The organism is Paenibacillus sp. LS-5, assembly GCF_056121505.1.
On sequence record NZ_JBWAVA010000014.1, the window covers coordinates 163,402 to 171,005 of the forward strand.

A 7,604-nucleotide genomic window follows, 5' to 3' on the forward strand; every position below is an offset into this window, starting at 1 on the left:
GCCTCCTAAATGGAATAATTCAGCTCCGGCGTAATCCGCTTCAGAAACTGCTTGGTTCGTTCTTCCCGCGGATGATTGAACACTTCCACAGGTGTTCCTTCTTCGACAATAACTCCGCCATCCATGAAGACCACGTGATTCGCCACGTCGCGGGCAAAGCCCATTTCATGTGTCACCACAATCATCGTGATGCCTTCCTTGGCAATTTTACGGATGACAGCCAGCACCTCGCCCACCAGCTCCGGGTCCAGCGCAGATGTAGGCTCGTCGAACAGAATCACTTCCGGCTCCAGTGCCAGCGCGCGGGCGATGCCGACCCGCTGCTGCTGGCCTCCGGAGAGCTGGCTCGGATACGCATCCAGTTTGGCGCCTAGTCCTACCTTTTCCAGCAAGGCTACGCTCCGCTTACGCGCTTCCTCCTTCGGAAGCTTTTTGACAATTAGCAGCCCTTCCATCACATTCTCCAGCGCCGTTTTATGGCGGAACAGATTGTACTGCTGGAAGACCATCGCCGTTTTTTGCCGCAGCTGATGAATATCCTTTTTGCGGGCATGCTTGCAGTTCAGCCGGAAATCACCAATCGAGATCTCTCCGTCGCCGGGCTTTTCCAGATAATTCACACACCGCAGCAGCGTGGTCTTGCCTGAGCCGCTGGGTCCGAGAATAACTACCACTTCGCCTTTGGTAACGGTTAGATCAATATTGTTCAGCACCTGATGGCGGCCGAAGGACTTGGATAGATGCTCAATCTTAATCATACGACTCCCCCCTGATTGTATAGGTTGATCCGTTTCTCGATCAGGGCGGTGGCCCGTTCAATCAGGAATGTAAGTCCCCAGAAGATAAGTGCCGCCGCCAGATAGGCCTCAAAAAACTTCCAGTTCGTCGAAGCCACAATCTGGGCCTTGGCATTGATGTCCACCACCGATACGGTAAAAGCAAGAGTTGATCCATGCAGCATCCCGATGACAGAATTGGACAGGTTGGGCAGACCAGCCGCCAGTGCCTGTGGAAACACAATCCGCCACAGGGCCTGGGGTGTAGTCATGCCTACGGAATAGGCAGCTTCGATCTGGCCGCGGTCAACAGCAAGCAGACCAGATCGTACAACCTCAGACATATAAGCTCCTGCTGTTATTGAGAAGGAAATATAGGCAAAACCGATCATAGGAATGGATACAGACCGGAAAGCCCAGCCAAAATGGACAGCCAGCCCGTCAATCAACATCGGCAGCCCGAAATAGATCAGCAGCAAATGAGTAAGCATCGGGGTCCCGCGGATAAAGGTGACATACCCTACAGCCAGAGGATACAGAAACGGGACTTTGTAAATCCGGATTAAAGCCACAGCTACCCCGATCACGAACCCGGCCGCAACAGAGACCAAAGTAATATACAACGTGGTAGGGATTGCACTCAGCATCTGTACGAATGCCGTCCATATAAATGAAGGATCCAGCTTCATAATCCGCCACCTCCTTTACCCGGTCCGAGCTCTGCAATGATCTGCCGGTAAGAACCGCCTTTTTGCAGTCTAAACATTTTTTTCACGGGACTGCTCCGCTCCTCATGACGCAAGAGACGCCGTTCCGCCACCAACAACAGTTTCTCAATCGTATAGCTGATCACCAGATAGATAAGGGCCAGTGCAATATAAGTTTCAATAAAATGCTGGCTGATACTGCCTAATGTTTGTGCCTTCCCCGTCATCTCCATCACCCCAAGGGTAAAAGCCAGAGAGGTATCCTTCAGCAGCGCAATGACCAGATTGGAGAATACAGGAACCGCAATCCCTAACGCCTGAGGCAGCACAATCCGTGAGAAAGCCTGAAAAGAGGTCATCCCTGTCGCGTAGGCTGCTTCTACCTGTCCTCTGTCCACTGCCGTTACAGAAGCCCGTATCATCTCGGACATGAAGGCTCCCGTATGCAGACCGTAGGTCAGAATCACAAAGAACAGTACAGGCGTCCGCGTCACATCCACTGAAATAAGCTTTAGAATCTCCGGCAAGCCGTAATAGAACAAGAACAGCTGGATTAGAATCGGTGTCCCCCGGAAAAATGAGATATAGATCTCCGCTAAGGTCTTCAGGACCGGCACCTTATACAGGCGGGGGAGGGCAATGAGGAATCCGACAAGGACCCCTGCCAAAAGCGAGCAGGCAACAATCCAAAGTGTGGTACCCAGCGTAGTCAACAGCTTGGGCAAAAACGAGAATATATAACTGATATCAAATGGCGCGCCCATACAGCAGCTCCTTCCCCCGATCTATAGTTCTGGTCATTTCACCGATGCTTCGGTAACATCTGCTCCCAGCCATTCCGTGCTCAGCTTGCCAAGCGTACCGTCTGCCTTTAATTCCTTGATCACTCCGTCAATGGCATCAGAGAGCTTCTGCGATTCAGGCTCATCTTTGCGGAATACATACAGAATGTCAGCAGAGGACAATTCATCACCAACGGCCTTCAGCTTGCTTTGCGGATCAATGATTGGCAGTACAAAATCTGCAGCGAGCGTTGCATTCACCCGTCCTGAGCTGATTTGGCTTACCGTATCATTGGCAGCACCGTTCTGATAGACGATCTTAATCGCATTGTCATGCTCCTTGTTGTAATTCTCCAGAATGGTGGACTGCGCACTGGTCGCACTGGTCAACACCTTTTTACCTTTCAGATCATCAAGCGACTGAATCGGATCGTTATTGTCCTTCGCAACAATGATGCGGTTTCTCCAATGGGCGTAGGCTTCTTTATTAAAAGAGTACTTTTGCTCTCTCTCCGGATTTTTCTCCATAACGTGAGCGACCAGATCGATTTTCTTGGTATCCAGACTCAGCAGCAGATTGCTGAAATCCATGGTCTGCAGTTCAAATTCGTATTCCGGCAGACGTTTGTCGACCTCCTTGATCAACTCCACATCAAAGCCTGTCAGCTTGCCGTTCTCATCAATGTAGCATACCTTTGGAAAAGCAGTTCCTGTACCGACTACGATCTTGGTTACTTGGGCTGGTTCTTTAGTAGCGTCAGATGCGTCTGTCGTCGTAGTCTGTGGTGCTGCTTCAGCGACATTGCCGCCCTGGGTGCTGCTTGCATTATTATTATTTGTACCGCAGCCAGCAATCGCCAGCATTGCAATCAATACATAGGCTAGTGAAATCGTCTTCTTCATCTTTAATTATCCCCTTTGAATGGAAGTGGTTGGGTGCGCAAGTTTCTTTCTCATCAGATACATGATTCCGTCGCCATTTTTGGGGTCCAGCTCTACTATTTTTTCGTACCCCCGCCGTTCATACATAGATACCAGCCAGGGATGTTTTTGCGCTGTAGCTAGAGTTACAGCTGAGGCTCCCAGCTTTCCGAGGATAATATTCTCCTCCACCCAATCCAGCAGCTTGCCGCCATATCCTTTTCCGCGGAAGTCTGGATTCACTGCAAACCACTTGACAAAAGGAAGCTCAGTAAGTACCTTGATCTCCTCACCCTTCGACAGTGTAATCGTCGCCTGAACGGTATTATCGACTTCAAGTACATAACACTCGTTGGTGGTTATGTTATCTTCGATCAGAGCCAAGTCGGCTGATGCTGCCGGCCAATGCAGTCCGAGTTCACGAATCAGGGCATAGGCACGATATGTAATATCCAGCAATTGCTGTGCGTCTCTAAGCTCTGCCAGCCGGTAGATCTCCCCCATCTCATATCCCTCCAGAAATTAATTTTATAATCCCTATAGAATTAGTTGGATTATATGCAATTAACTTTATCACTGCATGCCCTCATGCGCTAATAGAGTTTTTCAATCTATTTATACAAGAAGTCGATTAAGCGTTTTGCCCGGCATGATCTCCAACAGGCTTTCTACAAATCCGGCATGCTCTCCATTCAGAGAAATCAGGCTGGTCCGTAAAGAGATTCCCTCCGTCTCAGCGATATCCACCCGAATCAATGATCCGGCTTCCACTTCATCCTGAACACTTAGCGCCGGAAGAAAGCAAATGCCCGCTTTTCGAATCACCAGCTTCTTGGCTGTCTCCAGATTATCTACCTGATAGACAATATTCGGAGGCTGCTCCATGCTCTCGAATACGCGGTGGAGCCGCATCCAATCCAGAGAACCGCATTCAAAGAAAACCATTGTCTCCTCGCGAATACTCTGAATGGAGATGCGGCCCGCCCCCGACAAAGCCAGAGGATGCCCCTCATACACATACAATGAGATACGGTCCTCACAGAATGGATAGGCCTGAATCGCCGGATTCACTACTTTGCGGATAAAGGCAAGGTCAATATCCTTCGCTTGCAGCTTGTCAATTAAAGCCTCAGTGGATGCTGTAGTCAGCTTGAGCGTTAGATTGGGATAAGCCCTCTTCAAATGCAGCAGCAGATGCGGCATCAGATAATTGGAGACCGATACCGTGCTCCCGATTCTCAGCACATCCGGAACCAGTCCTTTCGATTGGATCTGATGTTTGCCTGATTGGTACACCTGCAAAATCTGCTGAGCATAGGGGAGGAACTGCCTGCCTTTATCCGTGAGATGGATCTGCTTGCCCAGGCGGTCAAACACTTTGCAATCCAGCTCCCGTTCGAGCGACTGAATACGGGCGGTTACTGTAGGCTGTGAAATATACAGGACATCTGCAGCCTTATTGAAGCTCCCGTAATGGTTGATATACACAAAAGCCTCAATATTTTCGATGTTCACGTGCAATCCCCTCCGTATACTTTTATAAATAATTACTTTTCCAATAGATTAACAAGGAATTATAACAGCACTTCCCTATAGATTTAGTTAATATCTTATTCACAGCTCCATTTGTTGTCAACTGACTTTCCGTGTGAATCCCTTAAAAATGATTAAAAAGAAACCGGAGCTGGGCATCCATTCCCGGGTTCTCTCCTTCTGCTGGCTGTCTTTCTTAGATCACTCGCTTTGCCTTCGCTGCCTGAAGCCATTGAGGAAATTCATTCAGGAGCTGATCATACAGCTCCTCGTCGGAAACCTCTTCAATGCGGTCTACATGAAAAAAGTTAGCATTGTCAATAAGTCGTCCTGTCATGGTATCAAGCTGCTTCAGCACTTCGAAGTCTGAATCACCTATCCCTACAAACTGCCAGAAGATTGGCTGTACAGAAGCATTAATAATCACTTGTTTGGTCTGTCTTACCACGCCTCCATCATTAATGAAAATAATGAACACGGGTGTGGTATCCTTTTCCTCTTGAGTATACTTACGAATGACATCCTCCATGACTGGAGGTTCGTTATTTCGTCCGAATTTGTGGATGGCAGAGTTGTTCAGAATATGTGTAAATACATAACTCCCCAGTTCATTCTCCGTGACCGGCGGTAGCCGGCTGTACTCCGTATCGTATATCCAGACATCCAGTGAACCATTATCATCAAATTTGCTGGCCACTGCGAGAATGCGTTCAACAACCTCCTGCACGACACCGCTCGAATACAGATTCCTCATTGAGCCTGTAATATCAAGTACGATTCCCACCCTGGCGATTACTCCTGTTAATTGTTTTTTCACCAAAGTAAGCTCTACGATCTTCTTACGCAGATCTATAGTAGACATAAGGGGTTTAGCTGATGTGTTAACTGCCCGCTCCTCTTTTACCATCTCGGCAGTAGCCGCAACTTCAGCAACTCCCGCAGCTCCATCCTGTTCAACTTCAAGCCCATAGTTGGCGCATAAGGCGGCCAGCCCCCCATTAAATCCGCTGCCGATAGCACTCCATTTCCAATCCCCGTTATGACGATACAGTTCTCCTACCACCACTGCTGTCTCCTCTGACAGATCTGTACCATAAGCGAAACGATATAGCTCCGCACCACTGATACGATCCCGAAGACTTATTTGAAGTTCGGATAAATCCTTCATCCGATGATTTCGCTGCTCCCCTTCATAGATAGTCAGCGTGAACGCAATCCGGTCATATTTCTCCGGAAGACGCGTGAGCGATATGGATATATCCTCTCCCCTGTGTTGTTCCGCAATTGAATGGACTACAGCTCCTTCTGATGAAGCCGGATTTCCATAGAAAATAAAATCCTCGTCCCGTTCACACCGGCTTTGAGCCGACAGTAAAAAAGCCGCTGCATCAACGCCGAGCTCAGCATTTTTGTTGGTCCAGCCAAAAGAAATGATCAGTTCGCTTACGCTCTTGCCTTTGGTTACATCTACTTTTTGCCCTTTTAACAGATCCATAGATTCATCACCTTATCCTTGCTGTATATTTCCAACCGTATAGATAAGGGATACCATATTAACTAACCTTTGTAAATTCAATAGATTGTAATTGATCAGCCGCTCCTTTAAAATTAACTTTATATGATGAATAAGGGGCTTTACCTATGAATTTTACAGCGATTGACTTTGAAACTGCCAACTCCAGCCGCTCCAGCGCCTGCGCTTTGGGGCTTGTTCAAGTGAGAGAAGGCGTAGTGAGCGCCGAACATGTGTGGCTGATTGATCCGCAGCAGCGGTTCGACGGCATGAATATAGCGATTCACGGCATTACCCCCTCGATGGTAGAGGGGAAGCCTACATTCGACCAACTGTGGCCAACGCTTGAACCGTTGCTCCAGGGTGAGGTTGTGGTAGCACATAACGCCGCCTTTGATATGAGTGTCCTGCGTTATTGTCTGGACCAGTCAGCCTTCAGCTATCCTGATTTTCAATACATGTGCACCTACTTGCTCGGCAAAAAAATGCTGCAGGAGCTGCCCTCCCATAAACTGAATGTGATATCCCAGTATTTCGGGATCAGCCTGAAGCATCACGATGCGCTGGATGATGCCAGGGCTGCAGCAGGCATTCTGCTCAAGCTGATGGAACGCGGTCAGCACAGAGATCCCTTGCTTCTGGCGGGGAGCCAAGGCTATAAGGCCGGAACAATGTATGCCGGGGGCTATACTCCCTTCAAATCCCCACCCAAGAAAGCTGCCAAGAAATCTGATAGTAAGAAGCCTGCGGGTAAGAAAACAGCCGTACAAAAAAGCAATCTGCTGCCTCCGGCCCGCCAATCCATTGGAGACTCTGGTAACGCTTCTAACTGGAGCAACTTCTTCTGATCGTATAAGGGCCTTCAGCACTTCTTCCCGCACACAAAACCCCCGATCCAGCAAACTGGTCAAGCCCCTGTTTTATAGACACTGAAAAAAGACCCTAGGCTATAAGCTGCTTCCGGTACTCTACCGGAGGCAGCTTATTTAGTCTTCGTTGCGGTCGATGTTCGTTATAAAATTGAATATAGGCTTCAATTCGCCTTTGTGCCTCATCCATATTTCGGATATCATAAGGGTAGAGCCCTTCCGTTTTGAGATGCGAGAAGAAGCTCTCCATGGAGGCATTGTCATAACAATTTCCTCGGCGAGACATGCTGATTCGGGCGCCAACCTTTGGCAGCATGTCGTGGTATGCATGAGACGTGTACTGGAATCCCTGGTCGCTGTGAACGATCAGTCCGGTCACGTCTTTTGTCTTGTTAAAGGCATTCTCAAAGGTCTGTAGAACCAGTGGATTGTCATTTTTCCGGCTCATGTGGTAGGCTACAATCTCATTATTAAACAAGTCTTTCACCGCGGAGAGGTAGATC

General features: G+C 48.6%; 9 protein-coding genes and 1 pseudogene. 1 reads left to right on the forward strand and 9 read right to left on the reverse strand.

Annotated features, from left to right (window positions below; all coding sequences use genetic code 11):
- Nucleotides 1–5: 5 nt before the first annotated feature.
- The 8 genes and pseudogenes from AC0MA3_RS19530 to AC0MA3_RS19565 all read right to left on the reverse strand — a co-directional run.
- Complete coding sequence (locus AC0MA3_RS19530; RefSeq protein ID WP_379155514.1) at nt 6–758, reverse strand: amino acid ABC transporter ATP-binding protein; 753 nt, start codon at nt 756–758, stop codon at nt 6–8.
- Nucleotides 755–1,465: an amino acid ABC transporter permease gene (locus AC0MA3_RS19535; RefSeq protein WP_474657399.1), complete on the reverse strand. Its 711-nt coding sequence runs from the start codon at nt 1,463–1,465 to the stop codon at nt 755–757. Before AC0MA3_RS19535 ends, AC0MA3_RS19530 begins: the two co-directional genes overlap by 4 nt.
- Nucleotides 1,462–2,247: an amino acid ABC transporter permease gene (locus tag AC0MA3_RS19540; RefSeq protein ID WP_474657400.1), complete on the reverse strand. Its 786-nt coding sequence runs from the start codon at nt 2,245–2,247 to the stop codon at nt 1,462–1,464. Before AC0MA3_RS19540 ends, AC0MA3_RS19535 begins: the two co-directional genes overlap by 4 nt.
- A gap of 33 nt (nt 2,248–2,280) precedes the next feature.
- Nucleotides 2,281–3,168 carry a transporter substrate-binding domain-containing protein gene (locus AC0MA3_RS19545; protein WP_474657401.1) on the reverse strand — a complete coding sequence of 296 codons (888 nt, stop codon included), beginning with the start codon at nt 3,166–3,168 and terminating at the stop codon, nt 2,281–2,283.
- Between the two features lie 6 nt (nt 3,169–3,174).
- Nucleotides 3,175–3,690: a GNAT family N-acetyltransferase gene (locus AC0MA3_RS19550; protein WP_474657402.1), complete on the reverse strand. Its 516-nt coding sequence runs from the start codon at nt 3,688–3,690 to the stop codon at nt 3,175–3,177.
- Between the two features lie 111 nt (nt 3,691–3,801).
- The gene (locus tag AC0MA3_RS19555) at nt 3,802–4,701 is read right to left on the reverse strand and encodes a LysR family transcriptional regulator (protein WP_474657403.1); all 900 of its coding nucleotides are present in this window, start codon (nt 4,699–4,701) and stop codon (nt 3,802–3,804) included.
- A gap of 214 nt (nt 4,702–4,915) precedes the next feature.
- Nucleotides 4,916–5,581 carry a vWA domain-containing protein gene (locus AC0MA3_RS19560; protein ID WP_474657408.1) on the reverse strand — a complete coding sequence of 222 codons (666 nt, stop codon included), beginning with the start codon at nt 5,579–5,581 and terminating at the stop codon, nt 4,916–4,918.
- 117 nt (nt 5,582–5,698) lie between these two features.
- A pseudogene (locus AC0MA3_RS19565) lies at nt 5,699–6,214 on the reverse strand (TerD family protein); the annotation flags it as partial.
- Between the two features lie 146 nt (nt 6,215–6,360).
- On the opposite strand from AC0MA3_RS19565, the gene AC0MA3_RS19570 reads away from it, so the two are divergent.
- A complete protein-coding gene (locus tag AC0MA3_RS19570; protein WP_474657404.1) occupies nt 6,361–7,080 on the forward strand; it encodes a 3'-5' exonuclease in 720 nt (239 codons plus the stop codon).
- A 94-nt stretch (nt 7,081–7,174) separates the two neighbouring features.
- Here AC0MA3_RS19570 and AC0MA3_RS19575 read toward each other — a convergent pair.
- On the reverse strand, nt 7,175–7,604 hold a 430-nt coding region (locus AC0MA3_RS19575), incomplete at its 5' end, for an IS3 family transposase (RefSeq protein WP_474657405.1).

Excerpts from the sequence above, each read along its gene's own strand:
- AC0MA3_RS19545 (WP_474657401.1), bottom strand. The coding sequence starts at position 3,168 with ATGAAGAAGACGATTTCACTAGCCTATGTATTGATTGCAATGCTGGCG.
- AC0MA3_RS19530 (WP_379155514.1), bottom strand. The coding sequence starts at position 758 with ATGATTAAGATTGAGCATCTATCCAAGTCCTTCGGCCGCCATCAGGTG.
- AC0MA3_RS19540 (WP_474657400.1), bottom strand. The coding sequence starts at position 2,247 with ATGGGCGCGCCATTTGATATCAGTTATATATTCTCGTTTTTGCCCAAG.
- AC0MA3_RS19550 (WP_474657402.1), bottom strand. The coding sequence starts at position 3,690 with ATGGGGGAGATCTACCGGCTGGCAGAGCTTAGAGACGCACAGCAATTG.
- AC0MA3_RS19535 (WP_474657399.1), bottom strand. The coding sequence starts at position 1,465 with ATGAAGCTGGATCCTTCATTTATATGGACGGCATTCGTACAGATGCTG.
- AC0MA3_RS19560 (WP_474657408.1), bottom strand. The coding sequence starts at position 5,581 with ATGTCTACTATAGATCTGCGTAAGAAGATCGTAGAGCTTACTTTGGTG.
- AC0MA3_RS19570 (WP_474657404.1), top strand. The coding sequence starts at position 6,361 with ATGAATTTTACAGCGATTGACTTTGAAACTGCCAACTCCAGCCGCTCC.